Origin of the sequence: Mesorhizobium sp. BR1-1-3, from assembly GCF_020165455.1 — a bacterium.
In the GTDB taxonomy this organism is placed as follows: domain Bacteria; phylum Pseudomonadota; class Alphaproteobacteria; order Rhizobiales; family Rhizobiaceae; genus Mesorhizobium; species Mesorhizobium ciceri.
The window spans coordinates 102,480-124,739 of sequence record NZ_JAIUIC010000012.1 but is presented as its reverse complement, the minus strand read 5'-3'; the positions used below and the strand labels follow the sequence as shown (position 1 = coordinate 124,739).

Annotated in this window: 22 protein-coding genes and 1 pseudogene; 12 read left to right on the top strand and 11 right to left on the bottom strand. The window is 61.8% G+C overall.

Annotation, left to right across the window (positions count from 1 at the left end; genetic code table 11):
• Positions 1–5: 5 nt before the first annotated feature.
• The 3 genes from LB559_RS24665 to LB559_RS24655 are packed head-to-tail and all read left to right on the top strand — an operon-like array spanning position 6 to position 2,686.
• On the top strand, positions 6–1,889 hold the full coding sequence (locus tag LB559_RS24665; protein ID WP_032808649.1) for an ABC transporter ATP-binding protein: 1,884 nt from the start codon (positions 6–8) through the stop codon (positions 1,887–1,889).
• 4 nt (positions 1,890–1,893) lie between these two features.
• The gene (locus LB559_RS24660) at positions 1,894–2,373 is read left to right on the top strand and encodes a GNAT family N-acetyltransferase (protein WP_224675190.1); all 480 of its coding nucleotides are present in this window, start codon (positions 1,894–1,896) and stop codon (positions 2,371–2,373) included.
• A 1-nt stretch (position 2,374) separates the two neighbouring features.
• Entirely contained in the window at positions 2,375–2,686 is a 312-nt protein-coding gene (locus LB559_RS24655) for a DUF6665 family protein (RefSeq protein WP_013529982.1), read from the top strand.
• Positions 2,687–2,689: 3 nt separating this feature from the next.
• On the opposite strand, the gene LB559_RS24650 is transcribed toward LB559_RS24655, so the two are convergent.
• A complete protein-coding gene (locus LB559_RS24650) occupies positions 2,690–3,034 on the bottom strand; it encodes a cupin domain-containing protein (protein WP_013529983.1) in 345 nt (114 codons plus the stop codon).
• A gap of 314 nt (positions 3,035–3,348) precedes the next feature.
• Here LB559_RS24650 and petA point away from each other — a divergent pair, with 314 nt between their 5' ends.
• The 6 genes from petA to LB559_RS24620 all read left to right on the top strand — a co-directional run bounded on the left by petA (position 3,349) and on the right by LB559_RS24620 (position 8,828).
• A complete protein-coding gene (gene petA, locus LB559_RS24645; RefSeq protein ID WP_013529984.1) occupies positions 3,349–3,909 on the top strand; it encodes a ubiquinol-cytochrome c reductase iron-sulfur subunit in 561 nt (186 codons plus the stop codon).
• A gap of 17 nt (positions 3,910–3,926) precedes the next feature.
• Complete coding sequence (locus LB559_RS24640) at positions 3,927–5,228, top strand: cytochrome b (protein ID WP_013529985.1); 1,302 nt, start codon at positions 3,927–3,929, stop codon at positions 5,226–5,228.
• Between the two features lie 28 nt (positions 5,229–5,256).
• Positions 5,257–6,129 carry a cytochrome c1 gene (locus LB559_RS24635; RefSeq protein WP_013529986.1) on the top strand — a complete coding sequence of 291 codons (873 nt, stop codon included), beginning with the start codon at positions 5,257–5,259 and terminating at the stop codon, positions 6,127–6,129.
• A 127-nt stretch (positions 6,130–6,256) separates the two neighbouring features.
• On the top strand, positions 6,257–6,952 hold the full coding sequence (locus LB559_RS24630) for an acid phosphatase (RefSeq protein WP_224675189.1): 696 nt from the start codon (positions 6,257–6,259) through the stop codon (positions 6,950–6,952).
• 175 nt (positions 6,953–7,127) lie between these two features.
• Positions 7,128–8,273, top strand: a complete 1,146-nt coding sequence (locus tag LB559_RS24625; protein WP_024504555.1) for an alpha-hydroxy acid oxidase — start codon at positions 7,128–7,130, stop codon at positions 8,271–8,273.
• Positions 8,274–8,282: 9 nt separating this feature from the next.
• Entirely contained in the window at positions 8,283–8,828 is a 546-nt protein-coding gene (locus LB559_RS24620) for an adenine phosphoribosyltransferase (protein WP_013529989.1), read from the top strand.
• A gap of 45 nt (positions 8,829–8,873) precedes the next feature.
• On the opposite strand, the gene LB559_RS24615 is transcribed toward LB559_RS24620, so the two are convergent.
• From LB559_RS24615 to LB559_RS24585, 7 genes and pseudogenes are all read right to left on the bottom strand, one after another.
• A complete protein-coding gene (locus LB559_RS24615; protein WP_224675188.1) occupies positions 8,874–9,344 on the bottom strand; it encodes a MaoC family dehydratase in 471 nt (156 codons plus the stop codon).
• Positions 9,341–9,817: a MaoC family dehydratase gene (locus LB559_RS24610; protein WP_224621482.1), complete on the bottom strand. Its 477-nt coding sequence runs from the start codon at positions 9,815–9,817 to the stop codon at positions 9,341–9,343. The genes LB559_RS24615 and LB559_RS24610 overlap by 4 nt, the downstream gene beginning before the upstream one ends.
• Positions 9,818–9,940: 123 nt before the next feature.
• Positions 9,941–10,914, bottom strand: a pseudogene (corA, locus tag LB559_RS24605) (magnesium/cobalt transporter CorA).
• A 240-nt stretch (positions 10,915–11,154) separates the two neighbouring features.
• On the bottom strand, positions 11,155–12,258 hold the full coding sequence (gene ychF, locus LB559_RS24600; protein ID WP_024505635.1) for a redox-regulated ATPase YchF: 1,104 nt from the start codon (positions 12,256–12,258) through the stop codon (positions 11,155–11,157).
• An 89-nt stretch (positions 12,259–12,347) separates the two neighbouring features.
• The gene (pth, locus tag LB559_RS24595) at positions 12,348–13,073 is read right to left on the bottom strand and encodes an aminoacyl-tRNA hydrolase (protein ID WP_224675187.1); all 726 of its coding nucleotides are present in this window, start codon (positions 13,071–13,073) and stop codon (positions 12,348–12,350) included.
• 23 nt (positions 13,074–13,096) lie between these two features.
• Positions 13,097–13,738, bottom strand: coding sequence for a 50S ribosomal protein L25/general stress protein Ctc (locus LB559_RS24590; protein WP_013529995.1), 642 nt, complete (start codon positions 13,736–13,738; stop codon positions 13,097–13,099).
• A 248-nt stretch (positions 13,739–13,986) separates the two neighbouring features.
• Complete coding sequence (locus LB559_RS24585) at positions 13,987–15,021, bottom strand: methyltransferase (protein WP_013529996.1); 1,035 nt, start codon at positions 15,019–15,021, stop codon at positions 13,987–13,989.
• Positions 15,022–15,316: 295 nt separating this feature from the next.
• Between LB559_RS24585 and LB559_RS24580 the strand changes: the two genes are divergently transcribed.
• Positions 15,317–17,323: a putative bifunctional diguanylate cyclase/phosphodiesterase gene (locus LB559_RS24580; RefSeq protein ID WP_224675186.1), complete on the top strand. Its 2,007-nt coding sequence runs from the start codon at positions 15,317–15,319 to the stop codon at positions 17,321–17,323.
• 44 nt (positions 17,324–17,367) lie between these two features.
• Here LB559_RS24580 and LB559_RS24575 read toward each other — a convergent pair whose 3' ends face one another.
• Positions 17,368–17,796: a MarR family winged helix-turn-helix transcriptional regulator gene (locus LB559_RS24575; RefSeq protein WP_013529998.1), complete on the bottom strand. Its 429-nt coding sequence runs from the start codon at positions 17,794–17,796 to the stop codon at positions 17,368–17,370.
• A 151-nt stretch (positions 17,797–17,947) separates the two neighbouring features.
• Here LB559_RS24575 and LB559_RS24570 point away from each other — a divergent pair, with 151 nt between their 5' ends.
• Positions 17,948–18,805 carry an alpha/beta fold hydrolase gene (locus LB559_RS24570; protein WP_024505632.1) on the top strand — a complete coding sequence of 286 codons (858 nt, stop codon included), beginning with the start codon at positions 17,948–17,950 and terminating at the stop codon, positions 18,803–18,805.
• A gap of 68 nt (positions 18,806–18,873) precedes the next feature.
• On the opposite strand, the gene LB559_RS24565 is transcribed toward LB559_RS24570, so the two are convergent.
• Positions 18,874–20,115, bottom strand: coding sequence for an MFS transporter (locus tag LB559_RS24565; RefSeq protein WP_063170320.1), 1,242 nt, complete (start codon positions 20,113–20,115; stop codon positions 18,874–18,876).
• 151 nt (positions 20,116–20,266) lie between these two features.
• Here LB559_RS24565 and LB559_RS24560 point away from each other — a divergent pair, with 151 nt between their 5' ends.
• Positions 20,267–21,151 (top strand): AraC family transcriptional regulator, encoded by an 885-nt coding sequence (locus LB559_RS24560; protein WP_013530001.1) that lies wholly within the window; start codon positions 20,267–20,269, stop codon positions 21,149–21,151.
• A gap of 12 nt (positions 21,152–21,163) precedes the next feature.
• Here the strand turns inward: LB559_RS24560 and LB559_RS24555 are convergent, their stop codons facing one another.
• On the bottom strand, positions 21,164–22,099 hold the full coding sequence (locus LB559_RS24555) for a ribose-phosphate pyrophosphokinase (RefSeq protein ID WP_013530002.1): 936 nt from the start codon (positions 22,097–22,099) through the stop codon (positions 21,164–21,166).
• Between the last annotated feature and the right edge of the window lie 161 nt (positions 22,100–22,260).

Here is a 22,260-nt window from a genome sequence, read left to right as displayed (position 1 = left end):
GCCGCATGATGACAGCCGTCTATCGCTGGTTCGAGAACTGGGTCTATCCGTTCAGGGAGCCGGCGAATCTTCGGCCACCGATCAGTGTCGGCGGCTTTCTCTGGCACTATGTCGGCCAGGCGAAGTTCGCCTTCTTCGCCATGCTGGTCATCGGCGGCATCGCGCCGCTGGTCGAGGCCGGCCTGTTCTACTTCGTCGGGCGGCTGGTCGATATTCTCGACCAGCTTCCCGCCGAGCGCAGCTGGCACGCACTGTGGGCCGCCGCCGGCCCTGAACTGGTTTTCATGGCCGTGGTGGTGCTGGTCATCCGCACCGTCGTCGTCGGCCTGTCGGCGCTGGTCGACGAACAGACGATCACGCCGGGCTTCTACAATCTGGTGCGCTGGCAGGCGCACCGGCATGTCTCGCGCCAGTCCTACGCCTTTTTCCAGAACGATTTCGCCGGCCGCATCGCGACGAAGGTCTGGCAGGCGGGCCAGGCGACCGGCGACTTGATGGAAAGCTTCATCGAGGTCGTCTGGTTTATGATCGTCTACACGGTGACGACGCTGGCGCTGGTCGCAGGCCTCGATCTCAGGCTGGCGGTTCTGGTGGTGATCTGGATTTCCGCCTTCGGCTGGCTGGCCAAGCTCTATTTGCCGGCAATCCGCAAGCATGCCGAGGAAACAGCCGAGGCCGGCTCGATGATCACCGGCCGCATCGTCGATTCCTATTCCAACGTGCAGACGCTGAAACTGTTCTCGGCCGATGGCGACGACCGCTACATCAGGAACGGTTTCGACATCTATCTCGACGCATTGCGCCCGTTCACCCGCCGGCTGACCGGCGTGCGCATGGCGCTGACCACGCTGTCGGGCATCATGATCACGGCGATCGGCTGCTTTGCCGTCTATCTCTGGGTCGAGGGCTCGATCACCGTCGGCGCGGTCGCCTTCACCCTGTCGCTGGTGCTGCGGCTCAACATGCTGCTCGGCCGGCTGATGATGCAGCTCAACAGCATCTTGCGAAACCTCGGCGTGCTGGAGAATTCCAAGGCGCTGATCTCGCAGCCGCTCGGCCTCACCGATGCGCCCGACGCCAAGGAACTCGTCGTTGCGGGTGGCCGTATCGCGGTGAAGAACGTCGAGTTCCACTACGGCAAAGGTTTCGGCGTGCTGAACGGCATCGACCTTGTCGTCAGGCCAGGCGAGAAGGTAGGGCTGGTCGGACCGTCCGGCGCCGGCAAGACGACCCTCGCCAATCTGATCCTGCGCCTCTACGATCTCGAGAGCGGGTCGATCACCATCGATGGCCAGGATGTCGCCAAAGTTACGCAGAATTCGCTGCGCGCCAATATCGGCGTCGTCAGCCAGGACACGGCGCTGTTCCACCGTTCGCTGCGCGACAACATCAAGCTCGGCATGCCTGACGCGACCGATGCGGAGGTGATCGCGGCGGCGAAAAAGGCTGAGGCGCACGAGTTCATCCTGACCTTGCGCGACAACAGGGACCGCGCCGGCTACGAGGCGTTTGTCGGCGAGCGCGGCGTCAAGCTGTCGGGAGGCCAGCGCCAGCGCGTGGCGATCGCCCGCGTCTTCCTCAAGGATGCGCCGATCCTGATTCTCGATGAGGCGACCTCGGCACTCGATTCCGACATCGAGGCGGCGATCCAGGAGAATCTGACACGGCTGATGGAAAACAAGACGGTCATCGCCATCGCCCACCGGCTGTCGACGATCGCAGCACTCGATCGTCTGGTGGTGCTCGACGGCGGCCGCATTGTCGAGCAAGGCACGCATGACCAATTGGTGGCGCTCGACGGGCTCTATGCGCGGCTGTGGAAGCGGCAGTCCGGCGGTTTTCTCTATCACGAGGACAGCGTGCTCGAAGAGACGCGCCCGGCGGAGTAGCTCCATGGGTGGATCGACAGGCGCCATCCCAGAGGTCGGCTACGTGCTCAAGCGGCTCCGGCCGACCATGCCGGCCTTCGACACGCTGAAGGAAGAGAGCCGGCTGGAAGGCTACTGGATGCTGGTACGCCTTGCGGATGGCTGGGCAAGTGGCCGCAACAAGTTCCTGAAACGGGGGGAGGCGCTGTACGGAGCATGGTATGGAAGGGAACTCGCCGGCGTGTGCGGGTTGAACATCGATCCCTATTTCGAGGGCAGGGGCCACGGCCGGGTCCGGCACCTGTTTGTGAGCGCGCGCCACCGTCGCGCCGGCCTTGGCCGGATGCTGGTCGAAACCGTTGTCGACAGGGCACGTCACCATTTCGCCATGCTGAACACCCGCGCGCCGCAAGAAGCTTTCCGTTTCTATGAACGGCTTGGCTTTCAGCGCGTGGCGGGCGAAGAGTTCGTCACACACCGCATGGTTTTCGGGAAAGGAGGCTGAAATGTCCTTGCGTCCGCCATCTCATCTTGCCGGCGCCTCGGCCGCCGAAGCCGCCTTCGACGCGCTCGGCCATGAAATATTGGCGGAAAAGGCGGCAGCACTCGGCCGCGCCGGCCAGCGGGTAGAGGAAACGCTGGCCAGGCTGCGCGACAATGCCGACGAGCAACTGCGCCCCCTTCTGCTCAAGGATGCCGCCGAGGCGGTGCATGGCTATTTCATCCAGCGCGAGCTGTGCGGCTTGCGCAAGCACGATGCCGTCATTCGTGAATACAACATCCCGAAAGCGGTGCTGGCCAGGCTCGGCGCGAAATAGGGATCACTCCAGCCATTCGGTGATGAAGCTGCCATTCTCGTGGATGTCGGTCGTTTCCAGCGGGCCTGGGCCGAGATTGGTGAATTTGTGCGGCGTATTGGGTGGCACGATCAGGATCTGGCCGGCGGATGCCTCGATTTCCTGGTCGCCGACAGTGAACAGGCCGGTGCCCTGGCGGATGATGAAGATCTCCGCGTAGGGATGTGTGTGCAGGCGCGGGCCGCCGCCGACATCAGGCAGATAGTTGAAGATCAGGCAGGAGTTGGAGCCGTAGGCGCCACATTGCAACTCGCCCTTCCAATGGTCCGAGCGAACGGCCCAGGTGTCGCGGTCTATGACGTGTGCCATGATGACAAGGATAGACCCGGCTGGGGCCTTGTGTCGAGCCGAACAAGGGCGTCGGATTTGCGGGTGTTTCCCGGTTGTTTAGTGATGGTTGGCGGCTATCCGGCGTCGTGTTGACCGGCGGCGGATTTTGTCCCCGCGACAATCTGCCCTTGTGCCTTCACCCGTCTGGACAAAAACGGGCTTCACGCATAAACCGAAGTCCAAATGCCGGAGGAATTCGCAAGCCTGTTCGCCATGCGCTGTCGGGTTGGCGTAATTGAGCGGGGAACAAGGCTCAACCACCGGCACGGAAGAGGCGAAAGGATCAGGCACCCGTGAGCGCAACCGACACCCAGGATCCCAACCGTCGTGATTTTCTCTACGTCGCCACCGGCATGGCCGCAGTGGTCGGCGCGGGTGCTTTCGCGTGGCCGTTCATCGACCAGATGCGCCCTGACGCCTCGACGCTGGCGCTCGCCTCGGTCGAAGTCGACGTCGCCTCGCTGACGCCGGGCATGTCGCTGATCGTCAAATGGCGCGGCAAGCCGGTCGTGGTCCGCAACCGCACCGAACAGGAAATGAAGGACGGCGAGGCGGTCAAGCTGGCCGATCTCAAGGATCCGATCGCCCGCAACGCCAATCTGCCGGCCGACGCACCGGCGACCGACGCCAATCGCACCACGCCCGGCAAGGAAGCCTGGATGGTGATGGTTCAGGTCTGCACGCATCTCGGCTGCATTCCGCTTGGCCAGGAAGGCGATTTCGGCGGCTGGTTCTGCCCGTGCCACGGTTCGCAATACGACACCGCCGGCCGCATCCGCAAAGGCCCGGCGCCGGAGAACATGGCGGTTCCGGTATTCAAGTTCATTTCCGATACCAAGATCCTTATCGGTTGAGGCAGGGGGATATTTCGATGAGCGAGGGACACTCGACCTATACGCCCAAAACCGGTCTCGGACGCTGGTTCGACGCCCGCATGCCGCTGCCGCGGCTGGTCTATGACAGCTTCGTTGCCTATCCGGTGCCGCGCAACCTCAACTATGCATGGACCTTTGGCGGCATCCTGTCGATCATGCTGGTGGCGCAGATCCTGACCGGCATCGTGCTGGCCATGCATTACACGGCCGACACCAATCTGGCCTTCGGCTCGGTCGAGAAGATCATGCGCGACGTGAATTCGGGCTGGCTGCTGCGCTACATGCATTCGAACGGCGCCTCGTTTTTCTTCGTCGCCGTCTACATCCACATCTTCCGTGGCCTCTATTACGGCTCCTACAAGGCGCCGCGCGAACTGCTGTGGATCCTCGGCTGCATCATCTATCTCCTGATGATGGCGACCGGCTTCATGGGCTACGTGCTGCCATGGGGCCAGATGAGCTTCTGGGGCGCCACCGTCATCACCGGCTTCTTCAGCGCCATTCCGCTGGTCGGCGACTGGATCCAGCAGCTGCTGCTCGGCGGCTTTGCCGTCGACAACCCGACGCTGAACCGTTTCTTTGCACTGCACTACCTGCTGCCGTTCATGATTGCCGGCGTCGTCGTTTTGCACATCTGGGCGCTGCATGTCGTCGGCCAGTCGAACCCGACGGGCATCGAGGTCAAGTCGAAGACCGACACCGTGGCCTTCACCCCCTACGCGACCATCAAGGACGCGTTCGGCATGATCGTGTTCCTGTTCTTCTTCGCCTATTTCGTCTTCTACCTGCCGAACTATCTCGGCCATCCCGACAACTACATCGTCGCCAACCCGCTGAAGACGCCGGCCCACATCGTGCCCGAATGGTACTTCCTGCCGTTCTACGCGATCCTGCGCGCCATCACCTTCAATGTCGGGCCGATCAACTCCAAGCTCGGCGGCGTGCTATGCATGTTCGGCGCCATCGTCATGTTGTTCCTGGTGCCGTGGCTCGACACTTCGAAGGTGCGCTCGGCGGTTTACCGGCCCTGGTACAAGCTGTTCTTCTGGCTGTTCGTGGCCGATGCCATCCTGCTTGGCTGGCTGGGCTCGCAGCCGGCAGAAGGCAGCTATGTGTTCATGGCGCAGATGGCGACATTGTTCTACTTCGCCTTCTTCCTGATCGCGCTGCCGGTGCTCGGCCTGATTGAGACGCCGCGACGGTTGCCGAACTCGATCACCGAGGCGGTGCTCGAGAAGAACAAGGGCGGCAGCGGACATCCGGCGGGCGCTACGGCGGCTCCGGAAACCAAAGGCTGAGCGGGTAGAGAATCTAAGGGGATTTGGCATGAAAAAGATTCTCACCTCGCTGGCGCTGATCGGCCTTGTGGCCGTCGCCGCTGGGGCCGCGGGCACTCGGGCGATCGCCGCCGAAGAGGCACACAATGTGGCCAATCCGACGCATTTCCCGATCGACGAGCCGAAGGAAATGGACTGGAGTTTCACTGGCCCATTCGGCACCTATGACAAGGCGCAGCTGCAGCGCGGCCTCAAGGTCTACAAGGAAGTCTGCTCGGCCTGCCATTCGATGAACCTGGTGGCGTTCCGCACGCTGTCGGACCTCGGCTATTCCGATGCGCAGATCAAGACGCTGTCGGCCGAGTACACCATCCACGACGGTCCCAACGATGCCGGCGACATGTTCGACCGTCCGGGCAAGCCGTCCGACCACTTCCCGCCGCCCTTCGCCAATGAGGAAGCCGCCGCTGCCTCCAATGGCGGTGCTGCTCCGCCAGACATGTCCCTGCTGGCCAAGGCTCGCGGGGTCGAACGCGGTTTTCCGCAGTTCGTCTTCGATATCTTCACCCAGTACGACGCGGGCGGCCCCGACTATATCCACTCGCTGCTGACGGGCTACGATCAGACGCCGCCGGCCGGCATGGTCATCCCGGAAGGCACCCACTACAATCCGTACTTCATGTCCGGCGTGTCGCTGAAGATGCCCAAGCCGCTCTCCGATGGTCAGGTGACCTATGATGACGGTGCGCCGCAGACCATCGACCAGTATTCCCGCGACGTCTCCGCCTTCCTGGCATGGGCGGCCGAGCCGCATATGGAAGACCGCAAGAAGACCGGTTTTCGCGTTCTGGTGTTCCTGCTTTTGTTCGGCGCGCTGGTCTATCTCACCAAGCGCAAGGTGTGGGAAGGCGTGGCGCATTAAGCCACACGATCAAGTGATCACGAAGGGCGCCGAGAGGCGCCCTTTTGCATTTCCAGAAGCCGGCCATGTCACATGGCCGTCACCGCATCCGGCGATCCTGTGCTGATCTCATCAAAGGATCGCACCCATGAAAAGATACGCATCGCTCGCGGCAGGCCTGTTGCTGCTCATCGTCGGCTCGGCCGCGCAAGCGGAAGACGCCCAGCCTTTCGTCACCAACAAGGATGTCGACCTGACGATGATCCTGCCGCCGCCGCCGGCAAATGATTCGGCACAGACCAAGGCCGAACTCGGCGAGGTGCTGATGCTGCAGGTGACACGCACGCCCGAGATGGTGGCCAGCGCCGTTGCCGATGCCGAGGAGAATGTCTGGCGCTTCGCCAACGTCATGGGGCCGAAATTCAACAAGGAAACGCTGCCCAAATTCAGCGCCTTCTTCGATCGCGTCGTGGCCACCGAAGGCGCCGTCGTCGATCCGGCCAAGGATATCTGGAAGCGCCCGCGTCCGCACCAGCTCAGCGACCTCGTCAAGCCGGCGGTCAAGTTGTCGAGCTCCGGTTCCTGGCCGTCCGGCCACGCCACCGTCGGCACCATGATGGGCATTATCCTGTCCGATATGGTTCCTGAAAAGCGCGCAGAGATCCTGGCGCGTGCGGCCGAATACGCCCACAACCGCGAGGTCGGCGGCATCCACTATGCGTCCGACGTCGAGATGGGCAGGATTTCCGGCAGCGTCATCGCCGCGGTCCTGCTCAACCGGGACGACTTCAAGGCCGAATATGAAGTGGCCAGGGCCGAGCTTCGTTCGGATCTCGGCATGTAATCTTCGTCAATCGGATCAGACCAGAAAGGGGCGCTTCGGCGTCCCTTTTTTGCTCATGGCCATGTCCGAAGGGCGGTTCGAAAAATAGTCCGTTGGCACGCCGACAACAGGTTGATATTCGATGCATCGAACGGTGGCGAGAAACTTGTCCCGCCATGGCCTTTGGAATTCGATGATGCGGCTCAGCGACTGTCACAACTTTTCCGATTTCCGCCGCATGGCGCAGCAGCGGCTGCCGGGACCGATCTTCAACTACATCGACGGCGCGGCGGACGACGAGGTCACCTATCGCCGCAACACCGAAAGCTTCGAGACCTGCGACCTCGTTCCCAACGTGCTGCGCGGGGTGAGCGAGGTCGACATGTCGGTGACGGTCATGGGCCAGAAGCTGGCGATGCCGTTCTATTGCTCGCCGACCGCCTTGCAGCGCCTGTTCCATCACCAGGGCGAGCGCGCGGTCGCCAAGGCCGCCGCCAAATACGGCACGATGTTCGGCGTGTCGTCGCTGGGCACTGTCAGCCTCGAGGAGGCGCGCAGCATCAGCAGCGGCCCGCAAGTCTACCAGTTCTATTTCCACCGGGATCGCGGTCTTAACCGGGCGATGATGCAGCGGGCAAAGGCGGTCGGGGTCGAGGTGATGATGCTGACCGTCGACAGCATCACCGGGGGAAACCGCGAGCGCGACAAACGAACCGGCTTTGCCATTCCCTTCAAGCTCAACCTTACCGGAATGGCGCAGTTCGCGCTCAAGCCGGCCTGGGCGATCAACTATTTCACCCATGAGGGCTTCAAGCTGCCGCAGCTCGACGAGCATGTCGACATGGGCGGCGGCACGATGTCGATCAGCCGTTACTTCACCGAGATGCTCGATCCGTCGATGACATGGGACGATGTCGCCGAGATGGTCAAGCTCTGGTCCGGTCCGTTCTGCCTCAAGGGCGTCATGTCGGTGGAGGATGCCAAACGCGCTGTCGACATCGGCTGCAGCGGCATCGTGCTGTCGAACCATGGCGGGCGGCAGTTGGATGGCTCACGGGCGGCGTTCGACCAGCTTGCCGAGATCGTCGATGCCGTTGGCGACAGGATCGACGTCATCATGGATGGCGGCGTGCAGCGCGGCACACACGTGCTGAAAGCGCTGTCGCTCGGCGCCAAGGCCGTCGGCGTCGGACGCTACTATCTGTTTCCGCTCGCGGCGGCCGGCCAGCCCGGCGTGGAACGGGCGCTCGAACAGATGCGGGTCGAGATCGAACGCGGCATGAAGCTGATGGGCTGCAGCTCGATCGAACAATTGTCGCGCAACAATCTCCGTTTCAGGTAATCTCGACCCATGAAATCCTCGCTCGAAGACACGCTGCTTGCCGCGATCCGCACCATTCCGGACTATCCCAAGCCCGGCATCCTGTTTCGCGACATCACCACGCTGCTTGGCAATGCGCGCGCCTTCCGCCGCGCCATCGACGAACTGGTGCATCCCTATGCCGGCCAGAAGATCGACAAGATCGCCGGCATCGAGGCGCGCGGCTTTATCCTTGGCGGCGCCGTCGCCCATCAGCTCTCGGCCGGTTTCGTGCCGATCCGCAAGAAGGGCAAGCTGCCCTACGAGACGGTGCGCGTCGCCTACAGCCTGGAATACGGGCTGGACGAAATGGAGATGCACAAGGACGGTGTTGCTCCGGGCGAGAAAGTGATCCTGGTCGACGATCTGATCGCCACCGGCGGCACGGCTGAAGCGGCGGTCAAGCTGCTGCGCCAGATAGGTGCCGACATCCTCGCCGCCTGTTTCGTCATCGACCTGCCGGACCTCGGCGGCCGTGCCAAGCTGGAGGCGCTTGGCGTGCCGGTGCGGACGCTGATTGGGTTCGAGGGGCATTGAGCGTTCTTCCCTTCTCCCACATGGGAGAAGGAAGAAGCGCCGCCTCTACTCGGCCTTCACCAGCACGGCGCTTTCGAACTCGAGCACCTTGGCGCCGGTCGAATCGAAAGCTTCCGAACGCAGCGCCAGCAGCCGCCAGCCGGGGCGTGAGGCAATCGGGCGATGCGACAGCGCGGTGCGCGTAAAGGTGATGGTTTGCCCGGCATAGACCGGCTTGAGCCATTTCAGGTTCTTGAAGCCAGGCGAGGGGCCGAATTCCGGCACCGGACCGGGGCCGCTCCAGGCTGCTACCTCGGCGTCCATACTGTTTTCCAGATTGAGTTTCATCCAGGTGGCGGCGGTGTGCCAGCCGGATGCGCAGAGCCCGCCGAGCACGCTTTTCTTCGCGGCCTCCTCGTCGGTATGGAAGATCTGCGGGTCGTATTTGCGGGCGAAGGCCTTGATCGCCTCGGGCTCGAATGTGTGCGAGCCGAGCGTTACCGTGGTGCCGATACGAAAGAACTCGTCCAGTGTCATGCTTGGCTCCCTGCGGCATCGCGCGTGAGGAACATGACGGAGTTCTCGAGCTCGAAGACGCTTTCGCCGCGCTGGTTGAACAGTTCGCTGCGCATTGTAACGAAGCCGAGTTGCGGCTTCGATTTGGACAGGCGCTTGGCAACGACCACCAGGGTGCCGGTCAGTTGATCGCCGGCCAGGACCGGCTTCTTCCATTTGACCTGATCGACGCCGGGCGCGCCCTGGCAGGTCGAGTCCAACAGGAAGGCATCGCACAGCATGCGCATGAACATGGCGCAGGTGTGCCAGCCCGACGCCGCCAGCCCACCGAGGATGCTGGCCTTGCCGGCTTCCTCGTCGAGATGCATCGGCTGCGGGTCGAATTCTCCGGCGAATTCGACGATCTCGGCGGCACTCACGAGCTTCGAGCCGAGGTCGATCGATGCACCCTCGATGAAGTCCTCATAGGCCCATGTTTTTATCTCTGCGGTCATGGTCTGGAATCCGGCTTGTCGGCCCACGATCCTCAGGATCGGGGTTTCCGGATGCAGGCCGGCGTTCATTTGGTCAAGCGATTTCTACTGCGCCAGCCTGTGGCAGCCGATCGACAGGCCCACTCAGAGCCAGCCGCGGCGGCGGAATACCAGAAGGGCAGGATCGCCGACAGCACCATCATGGCGATGGCGAAGGGATAGCCAAGTTCCCATTTCAACTCGGGGATGACGTCGAAATTCATGCCGTAGATCGAGGCGACCAAAGTCGGCGGCAGGAAGATGACGGCGGCGACCGAAAAGATCTTGATGATGGCGTTCTGCTCGATCGAGATCATGCCGAGCGTTGCGTCGAGCAGGAAGGAGATCTTCTGCGACAGGAAGGTGGCGTGGTCGGCGAGTGACAGCACGTCGCGAGACAGCGTCTTGATGCGCGCCTTGGTGTCCTTGCTCATCTTGGTGCGGGTCGAGGCATGGGCGAAAAAGCCCGCCAGGCGCTGCAGCGAGATCAGGCTGTCGCGGATCGAAGACGCGATGTCCTCCTTGCGGCCGATGGCTTTCAACAATTCCTGGAAGTCGCGATTGCGCTTGGAAACCTTGGTCGATCGCGCCTCGAAGATATCGCGCGAGATCGCCTCGATGTCACGGCCGGCACGCTCCAGAATGTCGGCGAGACGGTCGACGATCGCCTCCAGCAAGCCGATCAGGATGGTGTCGCCGCTGGTGCAGCCGGTCGCCACCTTCTCGGCGCGCTGCGGAAAGGTCTTGAAGGCCTTCGGCTCATGGTAGCGCACAGTGATCAACCTTGTGCCGGCGAGCACGAAGGTGACCGGCGACATCAAGGGATCGTCGACCTCGGTCTGCGCGGGCAGGGTTGCGGTCATGAAGTAGGCGCCGTCCTCGACATAGAGGCGGCTCGAAATCTCGATCTCCTCCATCTCCTCGCGCGTCGGAATGGCAACGCCGAGCCAGCTCTCGATCGTCGCTTCCTCTTCCTTTGTCGGGTTGAAGAGGTCCGCCCAGACGATGGTCTCGCTGTTTGCCAGGAGATCGTCGACGACGCGCAGGCGATCATTGTCCACGACGAAGGCCTTGATCATCGCCTGATTCCCTTGCTGGGGCCAAAGGGTGCGTTCGGATTGACGCGTCGTGTTGGATTGCACGGTTCCCGGCGCCAGCGCCGACCGTGCGTCTGCCGCTTAGACCTGTGACGTGACAAAATCAAGACAAGTGGCTGTCCCGGGCGGCCCGGCGGATGGCCGCCGGCCGAGTCGGAAAATCACGCCTGAAAAGTTTCGTCGGTTACCCCGTCGGACGTCTGGATGCTCGATAGACCAGCCTCAGGTGTTGAACTTGAACAGCAGGATGTCGCCGTCCTGGACGACATATTCCTTGCCTTCGTCGCGGGCCTTGCCGGCTTCCTTGGCCGCCACTTCGCCGCCCAGTGTGACGAAGTCATTGTAGGCGATGGTCTGGGCGCGGATGAAGCCGCGCTCGAAATCGGTGTGGATGACGCCGGCGGCCTGGGGGGCCTTGTCGCCCTTATGGATGGTCCAGGCGCGCGTCTCCTTCGGCCCGACGGTGAAGTAGGTGATGAGGTGCAACAGATCGTAGCCGGCGCGGATGACCTTGTTGAGGCCGGGCTCGTCGAGGCCGAGCGAGGACAGGAATTCCATCTCTTCCTCATCGGAGAGCTGTGCGACCTCGGCTTCGATGGCGGCCGAGATCACCACGGTGCCGGCGCCCTGGGCGGTCGCCATCTTTTCCACGGCCCTGGTGTGCTCGTTGCCGGTGGCTGCGTCGGCCTCGGCGACGTTGCAGACATAGAGCACGGGATGCGAGGTCAGAAGGTTCAGGCCCTGCAGGATGCGCAAATCTTCGGCCGAAATATCCTTGAGCAGGATGCGGGTCGGCTTGCCGGCCTGCAGCAGTTCGAGCGCTGCCTCCATCATCGGCAGCACTGACGTCGCTTCCTTGTCCTTGCTGCCGGCGCGCTTGCGGAATTGCACGATGCGGCGCTCGAGGCTGTCGAGGTCGGCGAGCATCAGCTCGGTTTCGACCGTCTCGGCATCGGCCACCGGGTCGATGCGGCCCTCGACATGGGTAATGTCGTCATCCTCGAAGCAGCGCAGCACATGCACGATGGCGTCGACCTCGCGGATGTTGGCGAGGAACTGGTTGCCCAGCCCTTCGCCCTTCGAGGCGCCGCGCACCAGACCGGCAATGTCGACGAAGGAGATGCGGGTCGGGATGATCTCCTTTGACTTGCCAATCGCCGCGATCTTCTGCAGGCGCGGATCGGGCACCGCGACCTCGCCGGTATTCGGTTCGATGGTGCAGAACGGATAGTTGGCGGCCTGCGCCGCAGCTGTTCTGGTCAACGCGTTGAAAAGCGTCGACTTGCCGACGTTGGGCAAGCCAACGATGCCGCATTTGAAACCCATTTTGTCCGGTCCTATCGGGAAATAGAAATTTGATCAGGGCTATGGGCGATAGGGGTGATCAACGTCAAGCCCTTCGGTCCCCTTGATGCTCAGTCCTTGCCGCCGAACAGCTTCTTCAGCATGGCGGCCATTGGACCGCTTTCCGGCAGCTTGGCCAGGGGCTGTTGGGGCCGTGCCTGGCGGACGTGACTTTGCTGCTTCTGCGCCGGCTGCTTAGGTGCCGATTTTTCGGGCTCCGGCCCGGCCTTGCCCTGGACGGCGAGACTGGCTTTGTTCATGAAGCCGGATTCGTCGCCTTTGGCGATCATGGCGGCGTTGTTGGCGATCGCGTCGAGCAGCGGGTCAAGCCATTCCCGGTCGGCCTTGTCGAAATCGCCGAGCACATGGTGCTGGACCATTTCCTTGACGCCTGGATGGCCGACGCCGATGCGTACGCGGCGATAGGCGTTGCCGACATGGCCATCGATCGAACGGATGCCGTTATGGCCGCCGGCGCCGCCGCCGGTCTTTATGCGCAGCTTGCCTTCGGCAAGATCGATCTCGTCATAGAAGACGGTGAGCGCGGAAAGCTCGAGCTTGTAGAAGCGCAGCGCTTCGCCGACCGACTGGCCGGACAGGTTCATGAAGGTCTGCGGCTTGATCAGGACGACTTTTTCGCCGCCGAGCGAGCCCTCGGCGATCAGGCCCTGAAATTTCTTCGACCAGGGCGAAAAGGAATGGCGGCGGGCGATTGCGTCCGCCGCCATGAAACCGACATTGTGCCGATTGCCGGCGTATTTCGCGCCCGGATTGCCGAGACCTGCAAACAGCAGCATCGCCTGCTCCGGGCGTGAAAGAGTTACTTCTCTTCGGCGGCAGGAGCCGCTTCAGGTGCAGCCGCTTCAGCCGTCTCTTCCGTCTCCGGCTTCATCGCCGACGAACCGGCAATGGTCGCGATGGTGAAGTCGCGGTCGGAGATCACAGGCTTGACCCCAGCCGGCAGCTTGACCGCCGAGATGTGGATCGAATCGCCAATGTTGGCGCCGGTGAGATCGACGGTGATGAATTCCGGGATCGCATTGGCCGGGCAGTGGAACTCGACTTCGTGACGCACGATGTTGAGCACGCCGCCGCGCTTGATACCGGGCGACTTGTCCTCGTTGATGAAGTGGACAGGCACGTCGACATTGACTTCGGTGTCCTTGCCGATGCGCAGGAAGTCGACATGGACAGGGAAATCCTTGACCGGGTCGAGCTGGAAGTCCTTCGGCAGGACCTGGATCTTCTTGCCGTCGACATCGATTGTGGCGATCGTGGTCAGGAACCCGCCGCCATGGATCTTGTAGTAGATGTCCTTGTAGGTGAGCGCGATAGCCAGGGGAGGCTGCTTGTCACCATAAATTACTGCAGGCACTTTACCGTTGCGGCGAACTGCACGGGCGGACCCCTTACCGACCTGTTCGCGTGCTTCGGCCTTGAGCTCGTAAGTGTCGTGGCTCATGGCATTTCCTTTCGGTTGTTCTGGAGCGCTCACGGTGGGCAGAGTGCCTGGACCGTAAACGTCGAAAGCCGACATACCCATGCATGATCTGGTCCGAAAACCGGAATCCACTTTTCGGGATCATGCGGGAAGGCGGCCTTCCGCCGCGTTGCCTCCAAGGGTGTCTACGCGGGTGGCGGCTCTATAGCGGAAGGCGGCCGGAGGTGCAAGCCAAAGGCACGACCGGCCTGGTGCAGCCCAGACGGCCGCTATCCGCGCTTTTCGATGACGGCATAGAGCACGTTGCGGTTCTCGCCGAAGAATACCTGCGCCTCGACGGTGTTGCGGTCGACGCTGGCATTGACGATGTTCCACATATCGACCTCCGATCGCAGCAGCAACACCCAGTCCATGAACGTCTCCCGATACCCCGCGTCGGGGGTGCCCTCGGCGTAGTTGGCGAACAGGAATGTTCCGTTCGGCTTCAACATCTGCAGGCAGGTCTTCGTGAGTTTCACCGCGACGTTGTGGGCGAGGTAGTCGTAAAGGCCGGAGGCGTAGATGAAGTCGAATTTGCCGAGCTTGTGGCCCCGCGTGAGCACGGTTCGCACCGAGCCGTCGATGGCTTCGACGGCGGTGCCCTGGAAGTCGCGCGAGATCAGCCCAACGCTCTGGGGATCCTGGTCGAGCGCAACCCAGCGCTTGAGACGGCCCTCCGTCAGGGCGACCGAACGATTGGCTTCCCGCAAATGGCCGGCCGCGATCGCCAGAACCTCGGTTTCCGGTCCGTTCTTGGCCGCGATCTCGTCGACATATCGGGTCAGGAGGTCGCGTCGTTCCCGGGCCGCGACGCATGACGGTACGTTCTGGGTATGGCTATAGAGTGCTTTGCCGACCTCCGAGGCGTTCGCCACGCTCTCTGCCACGTGCGGATCACAATAGATGTAGTCGAGCAACTGCGCGTCGCCGGAATAGCCCCTGGGTTTGGTGAAGGACCAGTGCGTCAGTGGATCCTCGAGAAAATACTTCAGGATCGGATGGTTCTGCGCGACCGGTATCAACGCATGCCAGACGTCGGGATGAACCTTGGAATGCAGGCCATTGAGGAAGGACAGCAAGCGGCCGACGATCTCGGCCGGGTTCTTGTCCTGTTCGACCTGCTGCTGTGTCGCGTGGAGAATGAGGGCAAGCTCCGCGCGCGCGGTTTCGAACGCTTCGCCATGATGCTCGATCTTTCCCCGAGGCAGCGTGCCGGCGAGCATCTCGGCAGTAATCAAGCTTTTGCCATCAAGAACGGTCTGCACGCCATCACTCCATAGTTAACAGTCGGTTAACTTATTGCGTAGAATGCTCCCTTTGCCAATGTCGGGCCGACGGCATTTTAGGTTTATGATTAATTTCCCGCCAACCATGTTCGTTGGTTAATCAGCTTCCGAGCCGGATTCCGGGTTCGAGTTAACGGAAACTTGTCTTGCGCGATTGCATTTGTTTGCCCGGCGTTCGCAATCGCCGTCGCGTCCCAAGGAGCCGGCCCGCGTGGGGGCAGAAGCTGGAAATGAGTTCGGAAAACAAAATCCCTTTCAAAAGGGGTCGATTGTGATGAACGAACACGTGTCATCCGCATTGGCCGATACGGTTGATGCGGAGCCGTACGAGCCGCGCTACGAATTGGGGGCCGACGAACTTCGCGCCCTCTACCGCACTGAAGCCCGGGCGACGCGAAGAGGGGAAGCCAGGCCAGGGCTTTGGATCGCAGTTGCGATCTATCTCTTGTTTTCGGCAACGGATCTGCTGCTGATCCCGGATGTGGCCGCCTATACGATCACGGCGCGCTTCGCGGTCGGCTTGAGCGCGCTTTTGATCCTGGAAGCGCAGCTTCGCCACGGCGTCGGGACGGAATGGCTCGACGTGACCTGCGCCGGGGCCATCATCTTTGGCTATGTTGGTTGGCTGTGCCCGGCGATTATGGGCGCGGACAAGGAAAGCGTCTCTTACTATATGGTCTTTGGGACCATATTCATGATGAGCGCCAATCTTTTCTTTACATTCAATTTCAAGCTTTCTATCGTAACCTCGACAATAATCCTATGTATACTTTATATCGTAAATTACTTTGTTCCATCAACTCTCATATACAAAATGGTATTTGGGGCTTTCTATGTTTCTTGTTTCACGTTCACCTCATATGTGAACTGGAAACTGAATGAGGAACGCTACAACGTCTTCCTGAACGCCCTGGAAGCCAAGATCCAGCACAATGAGGCGACCGAACGCGGCAAGGCCCTGCTGAGGTTGTCGCGGACCGATCCGCTCACGGGTCTGGAGAACCGGCGCGCGATCGACGAGAAGCTGCGAGACTACTGGAACGATTGGCAAAAGGTCGGCACCAGCTTTGGGGCGATCCTCATCGACGTGGACTTCTTCAAGAAGTTCAATGACTGCTACGGCCATCAGGAAGGCGACCGCTGCCTGATCCATGTCGCCAATGCCCTTAGCGATATGATCAAACAGTATAATGGCTCCATCGGCCGCTATGGCGGCGAAGAGTTCATCGTCCTGGCTCGCATGGAGAAAAAGGAGCAGATCCTGGACATTGCGGAAGCCATTTGCAGAACGGTGGAGAACCTGGCTCTGACGCACGAACTGCGGCGCGACGGCGTCTCTATCGTAACGGTAAGCGTTGGCGCCGCATTCACCCGGACGCAGACCGGGGCCAAGCTGGAGAAAATCATTCACGAGGCCGATCGCGCTCTCTATCTGGCGAAAGCCGGCGGCCGAAACTGTGCCCGGCTGTTCGATCCAACCGACCCGCAAAGCAGTGACGAGAGCGAGAACATTGCGGCTTTGCTGAAGATCGCGATCGGCCAGAATCTCGTTTCACTCGTTTACCAGCCTATCCAGGATGTCAAATCGGACCGGGTTGAAGCGGTGGAGGCTCTGATGCGCCTCAAGATGCTCGACGGCACATCGGTTCCGCCGAGCCTGTTCATTCCGGTCGCCGAACGGACCGGCGCGATCCTGGAACTCGGGCGCTGGGCGATAAGGACAGTGTGCGCCGAACTGCTGGCGGACGACCACGTCCGTGTCGTCAGTGTCAACGTCTCCCCGATCCAGCTCAAGACACCGGGCTTCGCGACGTCGGTCGCGACAATTCTGGGCGAGACGGGTGTCGCAGGCAACAGGCTGGCCTTCGAGATCACCGAAGGGCTGGAGATGGAGATGCACTCCGACATCCTGCGCTGCATCAGCGACCTGAAGCTGCTCGGGATCAAGATCTGGCTTGATGATTTCGGGACCGGCTTCGCGGGTCTTTCGTGGCTTCGCCTGATTGATTTCGATACGGTGAAGATCGATCGCTCGTTTCTGCATGACTGCAGCTCCCCGAGCGGCAAGGCGATGCTGCAGGACATTATCACCCTGGTTCGAAATCGCGGCCACAAAATCCTGGTCGAAGGGGTGGAGACAGACGAGCAGATGGCCCTTATGCGCGAATTCGGCATAGACAAGATCCAGGGCTTCCATGTCGGCCGTCCCGCTCCCGCCGTCAGTTTCCAGGCAAAGCGAGCCATGCGCAAACGGCCATTTGCCGTGCTTAAGTCCGCATGATGGTGGCCTCTTCCGACGTTTGGCTTAGCCGTCGTCAAGCCGTGCTAGCGGTCGCCGGTCAACGCGGCGCGTAACGCCTGGATCTGCCGGTTCAGCGCATCGAGCTCAGTCAGCGTCATGCCCGAGCGTTCGACCAAGGCTTCGTTCAGGCAGTTGCATTGGACAAGCAGTGCGCGCCCGGCTGATGTCAGATCGACCTGCACCTGGCGTTCGTCGGTCTGGCTGCGCTGGCGGGTCACCAGCCCGGCCTGCTCCATTCGCTTCACCAGCGGCGTGACGGTGCTCGATTCCAAAGCGAGCCGATGGGCGATGGTGCCGACCGACATGCCGTCGGCCTCTCCAAGCGCGTTCAACACCAGGTACTGGGGATAGGTGATGCCCATCTCGTCCAGCATCGGCTTGTAGGTGCGGTTGATCGCCATGCTGGTGGCATAGAGCGTGAAACAGAGCTGATTGTCCAACGGGAGAGGCACGGCGCATTCCTTTTGCCAATGTGGGCATCATTTCGATACCACGAAAAATGATATCGCGATACATATTTTTGTGGACAAGGGTTTTAGGCCGCGTTAGCTATGTCGTTATCGCGATATTGTTTATCGCGAAAATAACCAGAAGGAGATTGAGATGACCTCGCAAACCAAACCCAGCTCCGGCAGCGGCATGATCACCACCAGGGACGGAACGCAGATTTACTACAAGGACTGGGGGACCGGGCAGCCTGTCGTCTTTCATCACGGCTGGCCGTTGAGCAGCGACGATTGGGACGCCCAGATGCTGTTCTTCGTGTCACAGGGCTACCGTGTCATTGCCCATGATCGCCGAGGCCATGGCCGCTCGACCCAGACGGATATCGGCAACGAGATGGACACCTATGCCGCCGACGTCGCGGAACTCGCAGCCCATCTGGACCTCAAGAACGCCATCCATGTCGGCCATTCGACCGGCGGCGGCGAAGTGGCGCGTTATGTCGCCAAGTATGGCGCCGGCGGCCGTGTCGCCAAGGCGGTGCTGATCGGCGCGGTGCCGCCAATCATGCTCAAGACTGCCGCCAATCCCGGCGGCCTGCCGATCGAAGTGTTCGACGGCTTCCGCTCCGCGCAGGCAGCCAATCGCGCCCAGTTCTTCCGCGACGTTCCATCAGGTCCGTTCTACGGCTTCAACCGCCCGGGCGCAGAGGTATCGCAGGGCGTCATCGACAATTGGTGGCGCCAGGGCATGATGGGCGGCACCAAGGCGCATTATGATTGCATCAAGGCCTTTTCGGAAACCGACTTCACCGAGGATCTGAAGGCGATCGACGTGCCTGTGCTGGTCATGCACGGCGACGACGACCAGATCGTTCCCATCGCGGACTCGGCGCTGCTGACGATCAAGCTGCTCAAGAAGGGCGAGCTCAAGGTCTACAAGGGCTTCCCGCACGGCATGGCCACGACCCATGCAGACATCGTCAACGCCGACCTGCTGGCCTTCTTCAAAGCATAGGCCGTTGGAACGAAAAAAGCACCCGCCGTCCGGCGGGTGCTTTTCCTTGCGTGGGTTTCAGGCCTGATCTAGGCGGCCGCCTGCGCCTTGCGCGCTTCCTTCATGTTGGGCAGGAACACGGTCAGCAATCCAAGGAACGGCAAATAGGAGCAGATCTGGAAGACGAAATCGATGCCCTTCATGTCGGCGACGACGCCGAGCACGGCCGCCGCGATGCCGCCCATGCCGAAGGCGAAGCCGAAGAAGATGCCGGCGATCATGCCGACGCGACCCGGCACGAGCTCCTGCGCAAAGACGACAATGTTGGAGAACGCCGAGGAGAGGATCAGGCCGATCAGCACCGTCAGCACCATCGTCCATTCCAGATTGGCGTAGGGCAGGGCGAGCGTGAAGGGCAGCACGCCGACGATGGAGAACCAGATCATCGCCTTTTGCCCATAGCGGTCGCCGAACGGGCCGCCGAGCAGGATGCCCAGCGCCGAGGCACCGAGGAACAGGAACAGCATGACCTGGCTCATCTGCACAGAAACGCCGAACTTATGCATGGAATAGAAGGTGTAGTAGCTGGCGAGGCTGGCGATGTAGGCATTCTTGCTCAGCACCAGCAGTGTCAGCACGATCAATGCATTCATCACCTTGCGGCGCGGGAAGGGCGAAACGAAGCTCGCCGCCTTGCGGGTGCCCTGCGCGGCACGCAGCCGGCTGTACCAGCCGCCGACCTGCCACAAAACGATGATGCCGATCAGCGAGCCGACGGCGAACCAGGAAATGCTGGTCTGGCCGAACGGCACGACGATGAAGGCCGCCAGCAGCGGCCCCATGGACTGGCCGAAATTGCCGCCCACCTGGAACAGCGACTGCGCCAGGCCGAAGCGGCCGCCGGAAGCGAAGCGGGCGATGCGCGAGGATTCCGGGTGGAAGATCGCCGAGCCGATGCCGATCAGCGAGGCGCCGATCAGCAGCAGCGAATAATGCCCGGCATAGGCGAGCACGATCAAGCCGATCAGCGACGACGCCATGCCGTAGGGCAGCGAATAGGGCATCGGCCGCTTGTCGGTGATCATGCCGATCAGCGGCTGCAGCAAGGATGCGGTCACCTGGAAAGTGAAGGTCAACAAGCCGATCTGCCAGAAATCGAGGCCATAATTCTCTTTCAGGAGCGGGTAAATGGCCGATAGCAGCGACTGCATGATGTCGTTGATGCAGTGGCAGAAGCTCACCGCCAGGATGACGGTGAAGGCCGTCGCCTGGGCTGAGGCGTGACTGGCGCTCGCCGGTGGGGCGACGCTGGCTGCTGTCGTATCGGTCAAGGTAGGCTCCGTGGTCTTTTTGGCGGGCACGCCCGCAGGCAACTGGCGGACGCTCCTTGCGGCCATCCTAGGGACGGTGCCTTATAAGCCGCTTGCGAGACGACTTCTTTCGTGGTTTGGTCCAATAGTTTCGCAAGTGGGCCATAACTAGATGCCGCACGGCAAAGAAGTCTTTCACGCTGGCAATGCCAATCTCGGCCAGTTGCACGAGAGCCGCTGGCAGTGGCTTGAGCAAGTGGCCGGGCCGGCGGTGGCATTGCCGACCGAATATCCTGACGGCTACCGCGTGCCACAGCACCGCCACAGCCGCAGCCAGCTCTTGCATGCGCTTGTCGGTGTGGTGCTGGTGACGACACGCTACGGGCGCTGGATGGTGCCGCCCGACCACGCGATGTGGATTCCAGCCGGCACCGAGCATTCCGTCGAGATGCTGGGCGACGTCTCGATGCGTTCGGTTTATGTCATGCCACAGGCGATCCCCGGGCTGCCCGAAGGCTTGCGCGTTGTGGGCGTCACCGACCTGATGCACAGCCTGATCGTGGAATCGGAGAAGCTCCCGCAAGGCGGCGTTCTGGAAGGACGCGGTGGGCTGATCATGAACCTTTTGCTGCACGAAATCCCGACCTTGCCGGAACGGCCTCTCGGGCTGCCATTTCCGTCCGATCCAAGATTGTCGGCGCTGTGCCGACGCTTCGTCGCAGCACCGTCGCCGCATGCGACCATCGACGAGTGGGCCGATGCAGCCGGCATGAGCCGCCGTTCCTTCACGCGCGCCTTCCAGCGCCAGACCGGCCTGTCGCTGTCGACATGGCGCCAGCAGGCCTGCCTGTTCGCGGCGCTGCCCAGGCTGGCGGACGGCGAGCCGATCACCAGGGTGGCGCTTGATCTCGGCTATGACAGCGTGCCGGCCTTCATCACCATGTTCAAGCGCATGCTGGGGACCTCGCCGCGCGGCTATATGCGCGGCGCACGCGAGAACGTCGAGGTCGCTCGTCGCCTGATCGGCCCGGTTCGGTTGGAAAGCTCCGCGCCTTAAGGGCAGGCGGGTTTAGTCGAACAGGCTGGACACCGATTCCTCAGTCGCCGTGCGCGAGATGGCTTCGCCCATCAGGTCGGCGATCGAGATGACGCGGATGTTGGGCGCGTCGAGCACGCCCTGGGTCGGCTGGATGGAATCGGTGATCACCAGTTCCTGCAGCTTCGAGCCGCTGATGCGGGCAACGGCACCGCCCGACAGCACGCCGTGGGTGATGTAGGCGGTGACGCTGGTGGCGCCGTTGGCCAGCAGTGCATCGGCGGCGTTGCACAGCGTGCCGCCGGAATCGACGATGTCGTCGATCAGGAGGCAATCCTTGCCGGCGACCGCGCCGATGATGTTCATGACTTCCGATTCGCCCGGCCGTTCGCGGCGCTTGTCGACGATGGCCAGTTGCGCATCGAAGCGCTTGGCCAGCGCACGAGCGCGGACCACGCCGCCAATGTCGGGCGAAACCACCACGACGTTGCCGAGTTGCTTGTATTTGGCCTTCACGTCGCGGGCCATGACCGGCACGGAAAACAGATTGTCGGTCGGGATGTCGAAGAAGCCCTGGATCTGGCCGGCATGCAGGTCGAGCGTCAGAACGCGGTCGACGCCGGCGCGGGTGATCATGTTGGCAACCAGCTTGGCCGAGATCGGCGTGCGGCCGGAGGCGCGGCGGTCCTGCCTGGCGTAGCCGAAATAAGGGATGACCGCCGTGATGCGCTTGGCCGAGGAGCGCATGAAGGCATCGATCATGATGAGCAGTTCCATCAAATGATCGTTGGTCGGAAACGAGGTCGACTGCAGGATGAAGACATCTTCGCCGCGCACGTTTTCCTGGATTTCGACGAAGATTTCCTGGTCGGCGAAGCGCCTGACCGTGGCTTTGCCCAGCGGGACATTGAGGTACCGGGCGACTGCTTCGGCCAGCACCCTGTTGGAATTGCCCGCGAAGAGTTTCATGCACGGTTCCTGGTGGAGGATGATGAGGCCTGACGGACTCGCTTGCGCCCTTTAACCGGGCTTTTAGCGGCCCGCGCTGGTATTGCAAGCGCCGAGATCGGGAATCCGCCGGCTAAACTCAAGAAAGCTCCGCGCCATCGCCGGACTGCAACAGGGAACAC